15 protein-coding genes are annotated in these 20,751 nt (G+C 55.3%); 6 read left to right on the plus strand and 9 right to left on the minus strand.

Annotated elements, in window-relative coordinates; all coding sequences use genetic code 11:
- Positions 1–3 precede the first annotated feature (3 nt).
- The 3 genes from GX466_05675 (at position 4) to GX466_05685 (ending at position 2,370) form a co-directional block, all read left to right on the plus strand.
- Entirely contained in the window at positions 4–882 is an 879-nt protein-coding gene (locus tag GX466_05675) for a DUF58 domain-containing protein (protein ID NLH93695.1), read from the plus strand.
- A 69-nt stretch (positions 883–951) separates the two neighbouring features.
- The gene (locus GX466_05680; protein ID NLH93696.1) at positions 952–1,827 is read left to right on the plus strand and encodes a fumarate hydratase; all 876 of its coding nucleotides are present in this window, start codon (positions 952–954) and stop codon (positions 1,825–1,827) included.
- 39 nt (positions 1,828–1,866) lie between these two features.
- Positions 1,867–2,370 carry a TRZ/ATZ family protein gene (locus tag GX466_05685; GenBank protein NLH93697.1) on the plus strand — a complete coding sequence of 168 codons (504 nt, stop codon included), beginning with the start codon at positions 1,867–1,869 and terminating at the stop codon, positions 2,368–2,370.
- 54 nt (positions 2,371–2,424) lie between these two features.
- Here the strand turns inward: GX466_05685 and GX466_05690 are convergent, their stop codons facing one another.
- The 9 genes from GX466_05690 to GX466_05730 form a co-directional block, all read right to left on the minus strand.
- Positions 2,425–3,501, minus strand: a complete 1,077-nt coding sequence (locus tag GX466_05690; GenBank protein NLH93698.1) for a DUF1887 family protein — start codon at positions 3,499–3,501, stop codon at positions 2,425–2,427.
- Positions 3,502–3,652: 151 nt separating this feature from the next.
- Complete coding sequence (locus GX466_05695; protein NLH93699.1) at positions 3,653–5,194, minus strand: hypothetical protein; 1,542 nt, start codon at positions 5,192–5,194, stop codon at positions 3,653–3,655.
- A complete protein-coding gene (locus GX466_05700; GenBank protein ID NLH93700.1) occupies positions 5,191–5,940 on the minus strand; it encodes a hypothetical protein in 750 nt (249 codons plus the stop codon). Before GX466_05700 ends, GX466_05695 begins: the two co-directional genes overlap by 4 nt.
- A gap of 17 nt (positions 5,941–5,957) precedes the next feature.
- Entirely contained in the window at positions 5,958–7,061 is a 1,104-nt protein-coding gene (gene ugpC, locus GX466_05705) for a sn-glycerol-3-phosphate ABC transporter ATP-binding protein UgpC (GenBank protein NLH93701.1), read from the minus strand.
- 57 nt (positions 7,062–7,118) lie between these two features.
- Positions 7,119–8,762 (minus strand): GGDEF domain-containing protein, encoded by a 1,644-nt coding sequence (locus tag GX466_05710; protein NLH93702.1) that lies wholly within the window; start codon positions 8,760–8,762, stop codon positions 7,119–7,121.
- A 55-nt stretch (positions 8,763–8,817) separates the two neighbouring features.
- Positions 8,818–9,162 (minus strand): septum formation initiator family protein, encoded by a 345-nt coding sequence (locus GX466_05715; protein NLH93703.1) that lies wholly within the window; start codon positions 9,160–9,162, stop codon positions 8,818–8,820.
- Entirely contained in the window at positions 9,159–10,283 is a 1,125-nt protein-coding gene (locus GX466_05720) for a DUF362 domain-containing protein (GenBank protein NLH93704.1), read from the minus strand. The genes GX466_05715 and GX466_05720 overlap by 4 nt, the downstream gene beginning before the upstream one ends.
- A complete protein-coding gene (locus tag GX466_05725; GenBank protein ID NLH93705.1) occupies positions 10,283–11,482 on the minus strand; it encodes a hypothetical protein in 1,200 nt (399 codons plus the stop codon). Before GX466_05725 ends, GX466_05720 begins: the two co-directional genes overlap by 1 nt.
- Positions 11,483–11,496: 14 nt before the next feature.
- Entirely contained in the window at positions 11,497–12,753 is a 1,257-nt protein-coding gene (locus GX466_05730; protein NLH93706.1) for an adenylosuccinate synthase, read from the minus strand.
- Positions 12,754–13,254: 501 nt separating this feature from the next.
- Here GX466_05730 and GX466_05735 point away from each other — a divergent pair.
- From GX466_05735 to nifJ, 3 genes are all read left to right on the plus strand, one after another.
- Entirely contained in the window at positions 13,255–13,875 is a 621-nt protein-coding gene (locus GX466_05735) for a hypothetical protein (GenBank protein NLH93707.1), read from the plus strand.
- A gap of 9 nt (positions 13,876–13,884) precedes the next feature.
- The gene (locus GX466_05740; GenBank protein ID NLH93708.1) at positions 13,885–16,701 is read left to right on the plus strand and encodes an insulinase family protein; all 2,817 of its coding nucleotides are present in this window, start codon (positions 13,885–13,887) and stop codon (positions 16,699–16,701) included.
- Between the two features lie 132 nt (positions 16,702–16,833).
- Positions 16,834–20,355 (plus strand): pyruvate:ferredoxin (flavodoxin) oxidoreductase, encoded by a 3,522-nt coding sequence (gene nifJ, locus GX466_05745; GenBank protein NLH93709.1) that lies wholly within the window; start codon positions 16,834–16,836, stop codon positions 20,353–20,355.
- Positions 20,356–20,751 lie beyond the last annotated feature (396 nt).

A 20,751-nucleotide genomic window follows, 5' to 3' on the forward strand; every position in this document is an offset into this window, starting at 1 on the left:
GGCTTGGCCTTGCTCACAGAGGAGACCGCGGCCCGGCTGAAACGCTATCAGCTACAGGCCCGGGCGATCGTGGAGGGTTTTTTGGTGGGTCTGCACAAATCCCCTTACCACGGCTTCAGCGTGGAATTTTCCGACCACCGAGAATACAACAGTGGCGATCCTGTTAAAAACATCGACTGGAAGATCGTGGCCAAAACCGAACGCTATTACGTTAAGCGCTTCGAGGAAGAGACAAACCTTCGCTGCTACCTCATTTTGGACCACTCCCGCTCCATGTTCTACGGCTCCGGCGAAAGCACCAAAATTGACTACGCCTGCCGTCTGGCCGCCGCTCTGGCCTGGCTGATGGTGGGGCAGAAAGACGCCACCGGATTGATAACCTTCAACGAGCGGATAACCTCCATGCTGCCGCCCAAGGCCTACCGAGGCTATCTGGGCCCAATTTTCCGCGTGCTGGCGGAACTGGAGCCCAAGGATTCCACCCGCCTGCTGGAAAACCTTCACCAAATCGCTTCCACCATCCGCAAACGCAGCCTCATCATCCTCATCTCAGACCTTTTGGACGATCCCGAACGGGTGATAGAGGGGCTCAAACATTTCCGCTCCCAACACCATGAAGTGCTGGTCTTCCACATCACCGACCTTCAGGAAGACAAATTCAGCTTCCGCCAGGAAACGGAATTCGTGGACAGCGAGACCGGCGAAAAGATCGTGGTCAACCCCTGGCAAATCAGGGCCCAATATCTTTCCCGCTACTCCGGGCACATCAACCAGCTCAAGGCCGGCTGCCACCAATACCAGATAGAATACAACCCCGTGAGCACCGCCACGCCGTTGGAGGACTTGCTCTTAAAATACCTCCTGATGCGCAAAAAAGGATGAGATTGGAGTCGTATGTGCGCTAAACGGATAAAACTTCAAAAACACGCCTTTCCGGGCGTTTAAACGGCTATGGCTGTAAGAACCATTTCAGCCAACCAGATCAAAGATGCGGTAATAGACGCCATCGGAGAGATGTTCTGCCGTCCCACCCCGGAAACAGCGGAACTGTTGCGCCAAGCCAGAGACGGAGAAAAAAACGAAATCGCGCGTGACATGCTGGACGTCATCCTGGAAAATCACGAACTGGCCGCGAGGGAACAACTCCCGCTCTGCCAGGATACCGGTCTGCTGGTCGTGTTCGCGGAACTGGGAACGGAAATACACGTCGAGGGTGGAACCTTGGAATCTCTTATCGGAGAAACGGCACATGATGCTTGGCAACAATTCCATCTGAGGGATTCGATCGCCGCTTATCCACAAAGGAACTCATTATCAGGCAAAAGGATGGAAGTTCAGGGAAAGAGGTCTGATAACCCCAGACTACCTGTGGTTTTGCACCTCGAACAGGTACCGGGTGACCAGCTAACCCTGCATCTGGCCCTCAAAGGCGGAGGCGCGGAAAACTGTGGCAAGCTGAAGATGTTCCTGCCCGGGGCCAAGCTGGAAGAAATAGAGGATTTTGTGGTACGGACTGTGGTTGATGCTGGGGGAAAACCCTGTCCGCCGGTTTTTGTGGGTGTGGGCATAGGTGGAGATTTCGAAAGCTGCGCCATCCTGGCTAAGCGGGCCTTGATGCTGGAAGAGCCCAAGGATGCGGATATTGAGCAAATGGAAGGAAGAATCCTCCAAAGAATCAATCTAATGGGTAAAGGGGTAATGGGTTTTGCCGGAAATACCACCGCTTTGAAAGTTTCCATCCTCACCCGTCCCCGGCACATCGCCTCTCTGCCCGTGGCTGTGAACATCGACTGCCACGCCCACCGGAGTACTTCCAGGGTTATCTGATGTTTCACGTGAAACATGGTTACTCAGCATGATTTAAATATGAAAACACATAGACTTAGTCTCCCGATTCCATCCGAAGCTATTTCCAGATTGGAAGTTGGCGACAAGGTCCTGCTCAGCGGTGAGGTTTATACAGCCCGAGATCAGGCGCATATCCGGATGTTGGAGATGATTGGCGGGGGAGATAATCTGCCCTTTGACCTGGAGAAAACGGCCATCTTCTATTGCGGGCCGGCTCCGACACCACCAGGTAGGGTGAGCGGTTCAATCGGTCCCACAACATCCACCAGAATGGACCCTTACACCATTCCCTTGCTCGAAAAGGGCCTGAAGGTTATGATCGGCAAAGGTGAGCGTTCTTCTGAAGTGGAATCAGCTATCAGGCAATACCATGCCATCTATCTGATTTGCGTGGGTGGAATCTCGGCGCTTCTGGCCCAATGTGTGGTTTCACGTGAAACATTTCTCTGGCCGGAGCTGGGAGCTGAAGCTGTCTATCGCCTTGTGGTAAAGAATCTTCCCTGTTACGTGTCTATCGTCTGACAATCTTTCAATCTTTTCAAAACAAGCGTCTGCCCCTCCACTCGCGTCCATCCCTCATCTGCTACTGAATAAAGCCTCCCGCAGGGTCTTTTCTATGTTTTCGGGTTTTAACTGGCTGTATGTGAGGATATTTATTCCCATCACCTTGGCCCGGCGGAGGTAATGCCGGTTGTGCCGCAAGCCATGTTCCACGTCTGGATCGGCGATGCCCAGGAAACAACGGGGCAGCAAACCGAAGTCTTTGCCAAGGGAATCCAGTTTGTAAAGAAACTCATTGAGGTCGCCGATGTTGGCTGAGGCTTTCAATTCCACAAAATGGAGTCGGTTCTCATGCATGAAAACGCAGTCCAATTCGTTTTGCACCCCTTCCATTTCTATCACCACGCCGTAATAGACCTCATCCACGATCCTGTCCAGCCAGTAAGCCATGTATTCCTCGAACCAGGCGCCCTTTATGAAAGATAGCCAGGCAGGGGTTTCAACTTCGTATTCGGAAATCCCTAAAGCCTGGCTGAATTTTCTTGCCAGTCGGGCCAATTTGTTCTCTTCATTGGCACTGCGTTTTTCTGAGCCCAGACGGTTTAGCAAGTTCATGAACCGGGAATTGGAGTTTTGGGTGATGATGGCGTACATCGCCTCCAACTGCTCCAGGCTGTGTTGATTAGATGATATGCGTGTTATCTTTACCCCATGGGCTTCCAGACAACTTTTCAGACTCAGTTTGAATTTGATGGGAAGATGATGTTCAATGTGATCGGGCCAGAGCTGCATAAACACATTGCGATACGGCGGCAGGTAGAATATTTGGGACTGTAGTTTCCGGAAATGCTCAAAAGCTGCCAGGGCCATGATCCGGGAACCGGAGGTGAGATTGACCCAATATTCGGAACTGGGATCGTTCAGATGATTCTTCAGAACTCTATCCGCGTCTTCCAGACTAAATTCCTCGACCTCCAGCAACAGCGGTTCATCAATAATATCGCTCACGGCGCAAAGCCGCCCAACTTGTTCGCGGGATTCCCCACCCCGGGGGCAGAGGAAAACATGCTTGTCAACAGAGGTTAACGTCTTTATCAACAGGAGATTGGGGATCACCAGTTCCCCGATCAGGGACACCAAATAACGGGACATCAATCACCTCGGATAGCTTTTGCGAACAACATCTCATCCATCACTAAGGCGGTCAACCCTTTTTCCGCCAGCGGAGTTACCACTTGATACTTTCGACGCCAGAGGGTTGTTCATAAAGGTATTTTATTAAGATTGCCGCAATTCATGAACTTCACTTTTTTTGGGGATTACTTGAATCCGCAGATCGGCCTGGCCAGCTCCAACCACATCGCAGCCAAAGGCGGCAGGAATCCTGATCCAGAAAGGATAGTCGCCCCTGCAAGCCAAGTCGCCAGGGTCCGCTTTTCCTGGCCAGATCGGCTACCAGCAGCTTGTCCTCCGCCATTTCCGCCACCAGATTGTATGGGTCCAACTCATCCACTTCCCAGATTTCCTCGGAGCTTTGCCAGGCAAGATAATCCAAACCCAGCTTCCAAGCCCCTTGTGACCAGAAAAAGCCGTAGCGGACCCGGTAGGTGTTGCGGCTGGCATCGGTTTTATCCTGCAACGTGTAGCTGAAAACCAGCCGTTGGTAAAAGTTGTTCAGAAAGCGGAATTGGCCGTTCAGTTGAAAGCGCCAGTTACGCGGTTCTGAGGACACGTAGTTGGAATCCACAAGGCTGATGATCTCGCGGTCGTAGTTGTGAAAAAGCAGTTTCAGATGGTTGCCCCTGTGGCTGTAACCTGCAGAGCCAGTGAAGCGGGAAAGAGCACCGCCGCTGAAGCCGGAACCGGAATTCAGAGTGAAGCGGAGTTGCAGGTTTGTGTGCAAAGGCAGGCCGAAGCTCAAATCTCCGTTGAATTCATCTCTGGAAGCAGACGGGGAAAGCACCCCGGGAGAAAGTGCGTAAGGAAGCCGATCCTGGAAGCCGTTATGGGCATAGCTGAGACTTTGGGAGAATTGATTGAGTTTATAACTGCAGGTGAGCAAAGCGCTGGGAATTCCCTCTGCCAAAGACGCTTCGCCATCAAGGCGCAGGTTTTTGTGGCTGAAGGCTGCGTATAGGCTTCCCGCCCAAAGGGCAGGGTCGATTCCGGATTCCGCGAAATCCCGGTCGTATTGGCTCCAGTAGAGCAATCCGCTGGCCTGAACGCTGGGAAATGCCACTCCTGCTGCCATTCCGATAATGTTTTCCCGGGTTGTAGAGAGCCTGCCGGTTCTGGTTTTGAACAGGGTTTGAATCCTTCCTTCAGCATCCGTTTTGGCTTCCCTGTCCTGAACTGAACCGAACAGGGCCCCTCGGAAAAACCCGTAACGGTGTATGGCAATGGCGCCCTGGGGACTGTAGTTCCTGGGGGAAAGGGGTTCGAGCAGGCTGAACAGGCTGTCCTGCTGTGCCCGAGAGTTGGAACCGCTCACGAGGCCCCGTCCGAAGCGGAATCTATAACTGCCGAGGGCCAGATCCCAACGGGGCGAGGAGGCCTTGAGGCGGAAGGAACCAGCACTCAGGGCGTCTTTGGCGCGGTAATTGTAATGCAGCAACAACTCCGCTTGGGAGATGTGGCAGGAGGCGCTGGTCTGGAATTGGGAATTGTTTGGCGCAAGGGTGGCCCGGGCATCCAAAGAAAAAGGCTGGCCGAGCAGTTCCTGATGGAGCTGTTCCCAAGCTGTCTCTGCCTGGGCAGCGTAGTCCAGCTCTGTCAGTTCATCGGGGATTTGGGCCGCGAGGCAGGAAAGGGAAAGGAGCAGGAAGGCAACAAGGCCGGGTTTCACCAGGTGTAGCCAAGATCGAGGCTGTGAGAGAGGCGAAGGTCTGGATGGGTTCTGATGGCGTACATCAGGTCCCAGCCTTTTAGTTGGAACTTGAGACCGGCACCGAAGCGATTGGGTGAGCTTTGCCAGGAGCTTTGCAGCAAAAGGTTGTCCGTCACCTCGATGGAGGTGGCGAGGCGGTAACTGTCAGGTCCGCCAGGGCTGTAAACATAGCTGGAAGCGGCCTGGATGCCGGTCACGATCTTTGTGCTCACGCTGAGATGGAGTTCCGTGTCCTCCTTGCCGATCCTCAACAGGCGGGCTTCATAGCCGTAGCCGGGGGTGCGGTATGAAACGGCTGCGTCGCCGCTCCAGCTTTGGTAGCTGCCTGTGGCCGCGCTTTCCAGAGTCAGATGCTGGGCATAGCCAGCGCTCAAGCCTTCATAATTCAGGGCCAGCCCCAGCCGGAAATCCTGCAGGCTGTAATCCGCGTCTCCGCTGTGGGACGCACCTGCATTGAGCACCAGAAATGACAGTTTGTGAGCTGTGGAAAGGGAGAAAGTGCCGGCTTCCGGGGCGCTGAAAGGCAGATGGCCTGAAGCGGCTATCCCGGTGAAAGGCAGGGCGGGCGAAAGCTGGAAATCGGCCACGGATTCAGAAAGCAGAGTTATGCCTGACAAAGCATTGGCGGAGGCAGTGTTATGGAGAATGAGCGCGCCCAGAGGGAAAGCCAAAAGGCAGATGCAAGCCAGGATCAAGACGCGCATGGAAACCTAAGAGAAGCTCAGACCAGGCTAAGTTCCGTTTCGGGATCGAAGTAATGAGCCTTGGCCAGGTTCAGGCTCACCTCCAGCGGGGCACCCGGAACAGGCAGTTCCTTGGGGTCAAAGCGGGCCGTGAACTCGTTTTTGACAGTGCGCAGCACCACGTGGTATTCGTTGCCAAGGGGCTCAACGATGTCGCAGGTGGTGGCAAGCTTGCGGGGAAAATCGGCCATGGAATCGTATCTGGCGTCGTAGATATCTTCGGGGCGGATGCCCATGATGACGGGTTTTCCGGTATAATTCTGCAGAGCTTCGCGATGGGCGGGAAAGATCTCCAACTGGAAATCGCCGCTATCGAAGACCAGTTCGCCGCCTTTGGTTTGCACGCTGCCAGACACCATATTGATGGCGGGGGAGCCAATGAATCCTGCCACAAAGATGTTGGCGGGGTCGTTGTAGATTTTAAGTGGGGTGTCTATTTGCTGGATCACGCCATCTTTCATCACCACAATGCGGTCGGCCATGGTCATGGCTTCAACCTGGTCGTGGGTTACGTAGATCATCGTATTGGCAAGCTGACGCTGAAGCTTAACGATTTCGGCGCGCATGGCAACGCGGAGCTTGGCATCCAGATTTGAAAGGGGTTCATCGAAGAGAAAGACCTTGGGGTTGCGCACGATGGCCCGGCCCAGGGCAACGCGCTGGCGTTGGCCGCCAGAAAGCTGAGCCGGCTTGCGTTTCAGCATGTCCTGAATGCCAAGGAGTTCAGCGGCGTGCTGCACTTTTTTGCGGATGCTTTCCTTGTCCTCGCCGCGCAATTTGAGGGCGAAGGCCATGTTGTCATATACGCTCATGTGGGGATAGAGGGCGTAATTTTGAAAGACCATGGCGATGTCGCGGTCTTTTGGGGGAACGTCGTTGACCAGGGTGTCCCCGATCCAAATCTCACCGCTGGAAACCTCTTCCAAACCGGCGATCATTCTCAGCACGGTGCTTTTCCCGCAGCCGGAGGGGCCCACGAGAACTATGAATTCCTTGTCCTCAGCCTCGAAATTGGCGTCTATAACGGCGTGGACGCTATTGTCATAATACTTGTTGAGGTCTTTAACAACGATTTTGGCCATCTGAATACTCCTTTGGGCAAACAAAAAATTCGGTGGGCAAAGCTGTCAAGCAGGAAATCAGTCCGTGGCACGCACAACCAGGTCGCGGCCGGTGCTTTTGGCGGTGTAGAGGGCTGCATCGATGCGGGCGATGTGTTCCTCCAGCTCGCTCTGTTTGAGGCAAGCGGGGCAACTTGCCCAGCCGATGCTAACGCTTATGCGGATGGGATTGCCCTGCCAGCTAAAACGTTGGTTTTTCACCTTGCGGCGAAGCTCCTCCATCATTTCAGACATGCGTTCCGGGTCCACGTCGAAAAGTACAAGCAGGAATTCCTCACCGCCATAGCGGATAACGGCATCGCTCTTGCGGAATGAGGACTGCAGCAGCCTGGCCAGGCTTTTCAGCACCTGGTCGCCGGCAAGGTGCCCCAGTTGGTCATTCACGCTCTTGAAATAGTCGATGTCGAGGATGGCCAGGCAGACAGGCACTTTATGTCGTGCTGCCAATTGGAAGGCGTGGTAGAGGTTGTTGGTCAGGTAGCGGCGGTTTTTGAGGCCAGTGAGGTTGTCCGTTATGGAGAGTTCCTCCACTTGGCGGAGCAGTTTTTTTATGGTGCTGTAGTTTTCGTGCAGGGTTTCCACGTAGGCATTGTTCTGCAGGCTGATCTGGCTGCTCAAGTCCACCACTCGCTGCTGCAGGTAGCTCATGGATTGGGCATATTGGTCGTCGCGGAGGTTGGCACGCAGAAAAAGGGATAGATTTCGCAGGTGGGACCAGCTTTTGTGCAGATAGTAGTTAGAATGCTGAAATTCCCGGATTGACTGGGGAAAGCTGGATTTCACAGCCGACAGGTAGTTGCCAGCAAAAAAGTGGAGATACTGAAGCTGCTGCACGCTGAGCAGGGAAGAGGAGTGGCGGAACAGAAGCTTGGTGTAGAGCATCTTTTCGCTGGGATTGGCGTGGCGGTGTTCCTGGTCGAAGAGCTCATACAAAAGGGTGGCGGAGAGAAGGTCCTTCCGCTGACGGAGCCGGGCGCCGAACCTGTGCAAAACCTTCTTGCGGAGGGCGGTGTCGCGTCCCCAGTTGATCATCCTCACCCATCTGAGGATGAGGTAGAGCGCGGTGGCGGCACCGTCCAGGCGGTAGTATTCACAAATGATGTTCAGCCACAGGGTTGAGAAGCTGATGCGTTTCCCCCGCTTTTGGAGAATGCGGGCCAAAGAAAGCAGCCAGATGATGTAGAGACGGGGCTTTTCCAGGGAGATTTGTGGTTCCAGCTCTTTGCGCAGGGGTCCGGCGCTGTCCAGATCGCCCATCAGGGTAAGCAGCCAAAAGAGTTCCAGGCGGTAAAAGAGCTTTTTATCCTCTTCGCTGGGACCCCCGGGGAAGATAAGGCTCAGAGCGGTCTGGGTTTCCTGGAGAGGGTCGAGGGGGAAGCTGTCCAGATACTTGAAGAAAGGTAGCAGCTGGCTTTTACTTTGCACCGCCTCGGAACGCAGCAGCCCCACCAGTTGCTCAATGATGTTGGCACAGCGGAAGCGGGTTTCGCGCTGGGACGGTTCGCGGCCGGGCCTGCCTGAACCCTGGGCCAGGATGATGTTGATCAGATACTCGCGCTGCGGCCCACTGGAATCCAGCAGTAGGGCCAGCATTTCGCGCAGACCCTTTTTGCGGCGCCAGCTCACCGGTATCGGGGTTTTGGCATCAGTCCCGTCGGTCATTCAGGCTCCAAATGGCAATGCGGGCCCCTCTGCCCGGCAAAATCCAGGCGGGGATTCATTTTTCTCCGTTCTTACCGGCCTTTGTGGCCATGCTGTCTTCCTGGGCTGGCTTGAAAATATAGGCGGTCTCATCCTCGGCGTAGATGCCCAAAGTGGCGCGGATGGCGCGTTTACGTTCTTCCGGATCAGTCTTCAGCCGCTGGTTTTCCTGCTTGAGGCTGTCGTTCTGAGCCTCCAGCGCTTCCACCAGTTTCTCTTTCCTGGCGGCGCTTTGCTGCAAGCGCCATTTCTGGTAAAAACTGTTGCTGCCCCAGAACAGTATCCAACTCAGGATGAACAGGAACAGGGCGATGTAGATAAAGTTGAAAAGGGCTTTATGCTTGGGCTGTTGTTTTTTCATTTTTCGATCATCCTGGTGAGAAAGGTTTTATGGATATCCACCGCGCCGTGGAGACACATCTCGTGGCAGCACATGCACTTGATGCACTTGCGGGGATCGATTTTGGGCAGGGTGAATCTGCCGGGAGGGGAAATCGCCTGCACGGGACAGCTTTGCACGCAGATGCCGCATTTTTTGCAGCGGTCGCTGATAAAGGGCCGCTTGCTGTAATAACGCTGCACCAGATGCCGGGCGAAACGGGGCACGCGGCGCAGGACGCGGTAGCTGTATTTCACGGCACGGATGTCCACATCGGGCAGTGTGAAATTGCGAAAACTTGTGGGTACCTGAACCCGGGAAGGCAGCACCCCGTCCATCTGCAGCGCTTCGCTGAGGTAGGGAACGTCGTCAAGGCGGAAACCCATCATCCTCGCAGCGGTGAAATCAAGCGAGGATGCGGAACGCGAACCCAGCAGCAGGCCGAATTTCCTCACTCTGCCTCCGGAAGGGCCGATCCCGTCCATTCCCAGGATGCCGTCGATGAAGCTGTAAGAAAGCCGGGCGCGGGTCAGCCCGTAAAGCGCCAGTAGCAGATGGGAAAAATCCACAGAATTGGGATAGCGGCTGTGGTAATCGGTCTTAATCAAGCCGGGCACAAGGCCGTAGAGGTTTTTGAGGGCGCCGGTGAAACCCACCAGGCCGTGAGTCTTGTATTTGCCTATGTTGATCACGATTCCGCACTGCCAGAAGACCTCGGAAATCTTAACTGGAATCCCGTTCCATTTGAGCTCGCGGTAGCCGGAGGTGGAAAGGTTCACCAGCTTCACGGGATAGCGGCTGGCCAGGTCTTTGAGCCCGCAGGCCTGCCAAACCTGTTCCACGTCGGCTGTTCCGCCGGGGCTGTCGCCGATCCAGACCTCTTTGCCGAGCTCCAGAAAATGGCGGATCAATGCTTCCAGCAGCACCGGATGGGTGGTGACAGCCCGTTCCGGGGGAAAAGCGCCCAAAAGATTCGGTTTCAGCAAAACCCGTTTGCTGCGCTTTATCCTGATTCGGTTTGCGTGGCCCAGAAAATCAGCCACCGCGGCCTCAAGCTGCTGCAGGTCGTATGTTTCAATCCTGCGAATCTGGACTTTTGGCATCAGTCGAAATAGAGGAAGTTCTTGCGCTTGAAGGCGCTGAAAAAGAGGTCTGCGGAAAGGCTGACCTGGGCGATGGGGGCCTGCCCGGCCACGTCTATCAGGCCGGAAAGGTTCACCCGCACGTCAGGATGGTTCCAGGAAGTGCCCAGGGTGAGGATATGCTGATTGTTCTTGCCCACCCGGCCCTGGGGCAGCACGGCAGCCCACCAGATGGAGATGGTGTCCGAACAGGCGTCAGGGATCAGGAAATTCCCTTCCCAAACCTGCGGATGGTAGATATAGCCGGCGCGGTAAGTATAACGCCTGATGGTCTTTTCCATGCCCGCGTGGAAGGTGTAGCGGTCCTTGAAGGCATCGCTGATGGTGCTGCACTGCTCATAATCCACCTCGGCGGTGAAGACGGCGTTGTTTTTGTTGTAAGCCACGCCAAGAGCCAGGTTTAGAGGCAGCCGGGTATCGTATTGGGCGAATTTGAGGTCCCAATTAACGTTCTGCTGTGGCACCATGCTAAGGCCGGCACTCAGGGATTCGCCGCTGTAAAGCAGCCCCAGTTGCGGCCTGAGCACATATTTGTCGCTAATGATGCGCTCGAACGAACGCAGGAAAGTCACGTCGCCCAGATGGTAGATCTGGTTGTGCAAGTTCAATCCCACGTGGAAGTTGTCCTTGTGCCAGGCAGCGTTGGCGGTAAGCTGGTTCAGGAAAAAGCTTGGATAGCGCATGATGAGGCCGTAGCCCATGTTGACTTCCACGCCGAAATTATCCACCTTGATGCTTTTTGGCATACTATAAAGAAGGCCGTAAGTAAAATTGGGGCCGATAGTTCCGCCGCCGCCAACGATTCCCACCGGCACGGGTGAGAGCATATTCTCTTTGGTCATGCGGTAGTAAACGGAGGTGTCGGCCATCGCGTAAATATCGCTTTCCACCGGAGGTTTTACCAGCATTTCCAGATGCAGCGAGGCCTTGTCCGGACGGTAGCCGGCGGGATTTTTGAGCACGTTGTCCACTCCCCCGAGGATGGCCAGGCCGGTGTAGCCGCGCCCCATCGCGCTGGTGGACATGTAGTTGCGCGTAAAACTGTCAAAAATGGGATTCACGTATTGGGGTTGGGGAAAGTTCAAGGCGTCGGGGGATTGGGCAGACAGCGCTGTGCCCAGCAGCCCCAGCAAAAGCAGACAAATAATGTTTCTGCGCATGGTTATATCTCCATTTATCGCTTTACAACAATGGTTTGAGTGCGGTCTTTGCCCACCGAGACCAACTCGATGGGAACCTCCACGAGGTCCTGGACCGCTTCCAGATATTCTTTTGCCGTTTTGGGCAGGCGGTGCAAACTGCGGATTTTGCCGAGGTCGGCTTCCCAGCCCGGCAGGCTAAGGTATTCCGGCTCCAGCCGTTCCAGGATCAGCGGGTGCGGTGTATAGCCGGGGAGTTTTTTCCCATCAAGCCAGTAACCCGTGCAAATCTTCAGTTCCGGCAGGCCGCTCAACACATCCAGAAGCGTGAGTGCCAGGGCATCCAGGCCGTTCAGTGAAGCGGTGTATTTGGCGGCGACGGCATCGAACCAGCCAATCCTTCTGGGCCTTCCGGTGGTGGCACCAAACTCGTTGCCCACAGCGCGGATTTGCTCGGCAGTTTCATCGAAAATCTCAGTGGGAAAAGGTCCTTCCCCCACACGGGTGACGTAAGCTTTATAAACGCCAATGGTTTTGTCCAGCCAGCGCGGGGGAAAACCGATGCCGATGCTGGCCCCTCCCGTGGTGGTATTTGACGACGTGACATAGGGATAGGTGCCGTAGGTGAGGTCCAGCAAGGTGCCCTGGGCGCCTTCAAAGAGGATGGATTCTCCGGCCAGATAGCAATTGCGGAGCAGCTCATCCGCCTGGGCCGCAAAGGGTTTCAGGAATTCCCAGACCTCGGCCAGCTCTTTCAGTTCGCAGGTGAGGTCGCGCGGCTTGAGGTCGTGATAGGCGTAAAGGCTGGCCAGGCGCTGCTTCAGCCAGTCCGGATGTCCCAAGTCTCCAAAACGCAGGCCGCAGCGGGCCGCCTGGTCCGAATAGGCGGGGCCGATCCCCTTGCCCGTGGTGCCGATCTTGCTGGCTCCCAATTCCTCTTCCGTGCTGCCGTCCAGCTCTTTGTGCAGCGGCAGAACCAGTCCGGCGCGGATGTCGATGAACATCCTGCCGCCAAAATCTATGCCCTGCTTCATCAGCGCCTGCATTTCGCCGCGCAGGCCGTAGGGATCGATGACCGTTCCGGCGCCGATCACGCATTTGGTTTTGGGATAGAGGATGCCGGAGGGCACCGTGTGGAAAACATATTTGTTCCCTTCCAGAACTATCGTGTGCCCGGCATTGGCCCCACCCTGAAAGCGGGCCACCACATCGGCGTTCGCGCCCAGAAAATCGACGATTTTGGCCTTGCCCTCGTCGCCCCACATGCAGCCCAGCACCGTTAATGAACTCATTTATCGCTCCCTTAGGTTCGTAAAAGCATTATTTTACCCCTATGTTTTCCTGTCAAATGCTTTTTTGGGCTTGGGGCGCCGCAGGCTCGAACGGGTTTCAAAGATGCGATTACGCGCGGATAAATCGGCTTTTGTGTATATGAACTGGCCTGATGTCATTCCCCGCAAAAGAGCGAAGCGATGCTGTCTGGTCCTTAAGGCCCTTCCTTGTGGTTCAGATTCGCCTCCCGCACAATGGCCGCACTTGATGCGAGTATTATCCGGGAGGCATGGGAGGGGTATAGTCGTGAGGGTTAAGGGTGCGGCAGACAGGACTAGGCAGGGGGTAAGTTTCTGGGTATCAAATGAAAGAAAATCCCTCCGGCTCCCACCGCCGTTACTGTATCAGTGGCAAGATAATGCTTGACATCAGGACAGCGGGTCGAAAGCTTGATTTTAATAGGTTTTATCAGCCTGAATTATTTGGACTGGCAAAGCTTAAAGCTAAAGAGAGGTGTAAACATGAAACGCATGTATTTACTGCTCCTGCCGCTGTTGGCGCTCCTGTTTCTCGCGGCTTGCGAATCCGGCGGCAATTTCCGCGTGATCAACCGAACCTCATATCCGGTGTACGTCACGCTCGACGATGAGGCGGAGTTTGCCATTCCCGCAGGCACGGAGCACACTTTCGAGGTTGCCACCGCCAACCAGCACATCTTCAATCCCGACGTGAGCGTGGAAGTGCCGGTGCGCCTGGTGGGCGAAACTTTCCAGATCTACGACGAGGGTAACGAGGTTTTCACCGACACCACCAGGGTGGTTATCCACGCCGGGAAAACAACCAGCGTCTTTGTCGATCCCAACCGTGCCAGTTTCAAGGTGGTCAATAACAGCAGCCAGTACATAATCCAGGCCAAATTGTTCAAGCACAATTTCGTGGGCGTGGTCGCCTCCAACGATACGGGGCCCATAGCTCCGGGAAGATTCGTCTATCTGCCTGTGGAATATGCCACAAGCAGCAACAACTTTTACTACTATGCCACCGTTCAGATGGAAGACGGGGCCACCTACAATTACGGCGACGAAACCAACATCCTGGCCGTTGATCAGCAGTTTTTGATCACCATCACCGACCCTGAATAAAGGAATTAAATGAACCCCAACGCCAAGCTTTTCGTGACCCTCATCCTGACGGCCCTGCTAGCAGGGCTTTTCGCCCAGCCGGCGGAAATGATGCAAATCCCCCTCCAGCAGGACCCCGCCGTTCTTTCCGGCCAGCTTGCCAACGGCCTCTCCTATTACATCATGCGCAACCCCAAACCCGCCAACCTAGCCGAATTGCGGCTCTATGTGGATGTGGGCTCCGTGAATGAAGACGCGGACCAGCTTGGCCTGGCACATTTCACGGAACACATGGCCTTCAACGGCACCAAAAACTTTGCCAAAAACGAGGTGGTGGAATACCTTTCCTCCATCGGGATGGGTTATTACAACGGCCTCAACGCCATGACCAGCTACGACTACACGGTTTACCAACTGAAAATACCCACCGATGACAGCGCCAAGCTGAACCAGGGGCTGTTGATCCTTTCCGACATGGCCCACCAGGTGAGTTTCGAGGCTTCGGAAATCGAACGCGAGCGCGGCGTTATCATTGAGGAATGGAGGCTGGGACAGGATGCCGGCAGCCGGGTCAGGGATGCCCAGAATGCCGTTTTTCTGGCCGGTTCGCGCTACTCGGAACGTTCGCCAATCGGCAAACGGGAAGTTCTGGAAAGCTTTGAGCATGACACCATCAAACGTTTTTACCGCGATTGGTACCGTCCCGACCTCCAAAGCGTGGTGATCGTGGGCGATTTTGAGCCGCAAGACATGCTGGCGCTGGTGGAGCGGTATTTCGGCGTTATACCCAAACGTGAGGAAGTTCGCCCCAGAGAGGATTTCAGCGTTCCCGAAAACCTTGCCCCCCAGGCCATTGTGACCACCGATCCCGAATATCCGAACAACCTGCTGCAGGTGATGTGGAAAAAGGACGTCCAGCGGATGAGCAATTTGGGCGAGTATTATGACAACCTAAAGACTTCTCTGTTCTACACCATGCTCAATCTCCGCCTGGAAGAGAAAAGCAAAACAGCCGATCCGCCCTATTCCTTCGCCGCCGCCACCGAATATCCGCTGCTACGAACGATGTCCGCGGCGATGATGTTCGCGATGTACACCCAAGGCAAGTCGGAAGAGGCTTTGCGCACCGTCCTCACCGAGGCGGAGCGGGTGCAGCGTTACGGCTTTTTGCCCAGCGAGTTCGAACGCGCCAAAATTGACATTCTGCGTGGCGCCGAGCAGGATGTGGCTGAGCAGGGCACCCGTGAATCCGGCCGCATCGCCTGGGAAATCGTGGACGCCGTTTCCAACCAGAATGTCTTTACCAGCGCGGAATTCCGTCAGATGCTTACCCAGGAACTGATCCAGGCCATCACCCTGGAAGAGGTGAACGCACTGGTGGAAAACCTGATCCAGGACAAGAACATGTTCATCGGCCTGGCTGGCCCCCAAAAAGAAGGATTGACCTATCCTACCAAAGAGCGCCTTTTGGAAATCGCCAGCGGAGTGAACAGCCTGGAAATCGAGCCCTATGAAGATAAAACCGTGAACGAGCCTCTGCTTGAGGTAATCCCGGAGCCGGTGGCAATAAAGAAGGAAAGCTTTGATGCCAAATCCGGCGTGAACATCTGGACCCTGGCCAACGGGGTGAAGGTTTACGCCAAGAAAACGGATTTCAAGAACGACGAAGTGCTGCTCCAAGCCATCAGCCCCGGCGGATTCAGCCGCTATGACACAACCGACGTTCCCGCTGCCAGACTGGTTTCTGGCTATATCAGCGATGCCGGGTTCGGCAAATTCGACGCCATCTCGCTGGGTAAGGCGACCGCCGGCAAAGTGGCCAGGGTGAATCTGAGCGTTGACACTTACCAGGAATCTTTCGACGCTTCCTGCTCGCCCAAAGACATGGAACTGATGTTCCAGATGCTGCACCAGTACGCCGTCAATCCCAGATTTGACCGCGCTGATTTTGCCTCCTACCTCCAGCGCACGAAAACCTTTTACCAAAACAGGAACCTGGACCCGATGAACGTGTTCATGGACCGGGTCCAGAAAGAGCTCTACCAAAACCATCCTTACGCCAAGAGCCTGGCCGACGCGGATTTCGACACCATCGACATGGATGCAGTGGAACGGATTTTCCGGGACCGCTTTGCCGATTTTTCTGATTTTAGCTTCGTGATTGTTGGCAATTTCGACCCGGAACAGCTGAAAACCTATTGCCGGACCTATCTGGGCAACCTTCCCTGCGGCGGCAGGCTCGAAAAGCCCAAGGATGTAAACATCCGCCTGAGAAAGGGCTTACAGTCCATCTGGTTCAATATGGGCTCCACAGACCGCGCCTTCGCGTCCACCTTACTGAACGGAAAATACAACTCCAGCACCAAAAACAAGGTGATGCTGGACGCCCTGGAGTTTGTGCTCAATGAAAAACTGCGGGAAAACATCCGCGAGGAACGCAGCGGGGTCTATTTCATCCAGGCCTGGCAATCCACCACCAGCTACCCCGATTCCCGCTACACCGTCGGCACCATGATGGGTTGTGCCCCGGCGCGTTTGAAAGAGCTCAACGACGCCATCTTCGCCACCCTGGACAGCCTCCGCGCCGGTAATATCGACAAGCGCTACCTCGTCGCGGCCAACGCCACTCTCCGGCAGCAGTTTGACGAGAACATCAAATCCAACCGTTTCTGGATTTACCAGCTCAAGTCCGACATCTGGCAAGGCAGGAAGCTCGCCTCATTCCTGGACGAACCCGCTTTCTTCGATCAGATCGACCTGAAAAACATCGCCAAAGCCGCCAAGAAATACCTGCGCTTCGGTAAAAACCAACTGTCGGTCTTTATGCTGCCCCAAGTCCAGGAGTGAATAGAGCGGAAGCCAGCCCGGAAAGGAAACATTTACCTCATCAAATTGGTTGACACAAAGCCGCCATCCAAAAGTAGGGTTGCTGTATCAGTATAAAATAGTATAAATAAAGATAGATAAGGAGTTATCCACATGGCTGATAAGATCAAAGCCACCATGGACGGCAACACCGCAGCGGCACACGTGGCCTACGCGTTTGCCGAAGTGGCTGCCATCTTCCCGATTACCCCGTCTTCCACAATGGGTGAACTTGCCGATGCCTGGGCCGCGGACGGCCGCAAAAACATCAACGGCACCACGGTTGACGTGATCGAAATGCAATCTGAAGCAGGAGCCGCCGGAGCAGTGCACGGAGCGCTTTCCGCCGGTGCCGTCACCACCACTTTCACCGCCTCCCAGGGCCTGATGCTGATGCTGCCGAACATGCACAAGATTGCCGGCGAAATGCTGCCCACCGTTTTCTATGTGACCGCGCGTTCCCTTGCTGCGCAGTCGCTCTCCATTTTTGGCGACCATTCCGACGTGATGAGCGCCCGCAACACAGGCTGGGCGCTGATTTCCGCCAACAGCGTGCAGGAAGTGATGGACCTTGGTCTGGTGGCCCAGCTTGCCACGATGAAGACCTCCATCCCCTTCCTGGTCTTCTTTGACGGCTTCCGCACCTCCCATGAGCTGCAAAAAATCGAAGTTATCGACTACGAGACCATGGCCGAGCTCAACGATCCCGCCCTGGTTGAGGCTTTCCGCCTGCGTGCCCTGAATCCCGAGCGTCCCAAGGTGAAGGTTGGCCAGCAGTCCCCGGATGTCTATTTCCAGGGCAGGGAAACCACCAACCGGCATTACATGGAAGCCCCGGCCACCATTGCTGCCACCATGGACGAAGTGGCCGCTAAGATCGGTCGTGCCTACAAACCTTTCGACTACGTCGGCCATCCCGAGGCTGAACATGTGATCGTGGCCATGGGCAGCGGCTGCGAAGCGATTGAAGAAACCATCAACTATCTGAACGCGAAGCGCGGGATGAAGCTGGGCCTGGTCAAAGTGCGTGTTTACCGTCCCTTCAGCGTGGAGTATTTCCTCAGCGTTTTGCCTGCCAGCGTGAAAAATGTGGCTGTGCTCGATCGCACCAAGGAACCCGGCTCCATCGGCGAACCGCTTTATCTGGATGTGGTTTCCGCTCTCAAAGACCGCCCCGGTCTCTTCATCATCGGCGGTCGCTACGGGCTTTCCAGCAAAGACTTCACCCCCACGATGATCCTGGCAGTTTACAAGCACCTGATGGCCAAAGGCTTCCACGGCTTCACCGTTGGCATCGAAGACGACGTGACGAAGCTCAGCCTGCCGCTGGACGAATACATCGACCCCAGCCCTGAGGGAACCATCAACTGCAAGTTCTGGGGCCTCGGCTCCGACGGCACCGTGGGCGCCAACAAGAACAGCATCAAGATCATCGGTGACAACACCGATCTCTATGTGCAGGGCTATTTCCAATACGATTCGAAGAAGAGCGGCGGCATCACCCGCAGCCACCTCCGCTTCGGCAAAAAACCCATCCAAAGCCAGTATTTCGTTACCAAGGAAAACTTTGTAGCTTGCCATAACCAGGCTTTCATCGGTCGCTTCGACCTCCTTGGCGGCATCAAGGAAAACGGCGTCTTTCTGCTCAATTCAAACTGGGAGCGCGAAGAAGCCTTCAATAACCTCACCTCCGACATGCAGCAGATCATCATCGACCGCAAGATCAAGTTCTACAACATCGACGGCCTCAAAATCGCCGAAGCGGTGGGCTTGGGCGGACGCGTTAACACAGTGATGCAGACGGCTTTTTTCCTTATATCCGGCATCCTGGAGCGCGGCGAGGCCATCCAGCTGATCAAGGAATCGGTGAGAAAAACCTACGGCCGCAAGGGCGAGGAAGTGGTTCAGATGAACCTAAAAGCCATCGACCACGTGAACGAGGCCCTCAAGGAAGTGGAAATCCCAGCGACCCTTCCAGACCACTGCGCTCCGCGGAAAAAACTGGTCCCGGACGGCTCGGATGCCTTTATTACAGGCGTTATCGAACCCATCATGCGCGAAGAGGGAGACCGGATCAAGGTTTCCCAGATGCCCATCGACGGCTATGTCCCCAGCGGCACAGCCAAGCTGGAAAAACGCCGCGTGGCTCCGACCGTGCCCCATTGGATCGCTGAAAACTGCATCCAGTGCAACCAGTGCTCCTTCGTTTGCCCCCACGCCGCCATCCGCGCCAAACTTGTCAAAGATGAAGACCTGGGCAACGCCCCGGCCAGTTTTAACACCCTTAAGGCTACCGGCGCTGAAGGCTACCAATACAAGGTGCAAGTCTATATCGACGACTGCCAGAGCTGCCGCGTCTGCGTAAACGAATGCCCCAAAGCCGCTTTGGAAATGCGCCCCATCGAGGACGAGCGCGATGCCGGCGAACAGGCCAACTACGAATACTTTGAAGCTCTGCCCTCCGACGTGCTGGCCAATTTCAAGGAAACCAACGTCAAAGGCTCCCAGTTCAAGCAGCCTCTGCTGGAATTCTCAGGAGCCTGCGCTGGCTGCGGTGAAACGCCCTACATCAAGCTGCTCACCCAGCTTTATGGCGACCGCATGATCATTGCCAACGCCACCGGCTGCTCCTCCATCTGGGGCGGCACCTTCCCCACCATCCCTTACGCCGTCAACAAGGACGGCAAAGGTCCCGCCTGGGCGAACAGCCTCTTTGAGGACAACGCCGAATACGGTTTTGGCATGCGTCTGGCCGTGAATTCCCACCGCAAGCTGCTACGCCATTACATGGAACAGCTGCGCGAAAAATCCATCGACCCCGCGCTGAAAGAGGCTTTCGGCTACGCCCTGGAACACTGGGCGGATGTGGATGCCGCCGCCAAAGACAACGCGGCCAAGATCAAAACCCTGCTTCCTACCGCTCTGGACAAAGCCTGCGAAGGCTGCAAACCCATGCTGAAACAGGTCTCCGAATTGCAGGATTACCTCCTGGAACGCTCCATTTGGGCGATCGGCGGTGACGGCTGGGCTTATGACATCGGCTACGGCGGACTCGACCACGTGATGGCCTCTAACCAGAACGTGAACGTCCTGGTGCTGGACACCGAGGTCTATTCCAACACCGGCGGCCAGGCTTCAAAAGCCACGCCCCTGGGTTCCATCGCCCGTTTCGCCGAGGCCGGCAAGGAAACCAACAAGAAAGACCTTGGCATGATGATGATGAACTATGGCTACGTCTATGTGGCTGCCATCGCCATGGGCGCAAACAAAGCCCAGGCCCTGAATGCCATCCTTGAAGCTGAGGCCTATCCTGGACCTTCCATCGTCATCGCCTACGCACCCTGCATCAACCACGGCATCGATATGTCGATGAGCCAGAAACGCCAGAAACTGGCTGTGGATGCCGGTTACTGGCTGCTCTACCGCTACAATCCGCTCAACAGCCTCCAGGGCAAAAACCCCCTCACCCTGGACAGCAAAGAGCCCAGCGTCAGCGTGCAGGAATTCTTCAAGGGCGAAACCCGCTACTCAGCTCTGGAGAGGATCTTCCCGGAACGCTCGGAGAGATTCCAGGGCGAAGCGGAGGTGTTCTTCAAGGAAAGATACCTCCAATACAAGAAACTCACCGAGGGATAATCCCCTCACAAGATAAGAAAATAGCCGGCGGAAGCAATTCCGCCGGCTTTTCTGTTTTCTTGAAGACCTCTGCGAATAATCCTCAGGGTTATGAGATAAATCGGACTCTTTTTCGAACCGGGCTGATAAAGCTCTCCAGGCTGCTTTCTGGTTGAGCGCCCACTTCAATCAGAAAACCTTTCTCTTTGTATTGGCACTTCTAATAAGCGCCGTTTCTTGTACATGCGGCTACCATACCTCCATTTTCTTGCTAGAAAGCAGTATTTTGCTGAGAGATACGGCGAAAGAGAGAAGCGATGTCATCTGGCCGTTAAGGCCCTGTTCAAAACCCCAGATGTGTCACTCGCATGATGCCCGCATGTGATGCGAGGATTTGGCGGGAGACAATGGAGAGGG

This window comes from Candidatus Cloacimonadota bacterium, assembly GCA_012516855.1.
In the GTDB taxonomy this organism is placed as follows: Bacteria; Cloacimonadota; Cloacimonadia; order Cloacimonadales; family Cloacimonadaceae; genus Syntrophosphaera.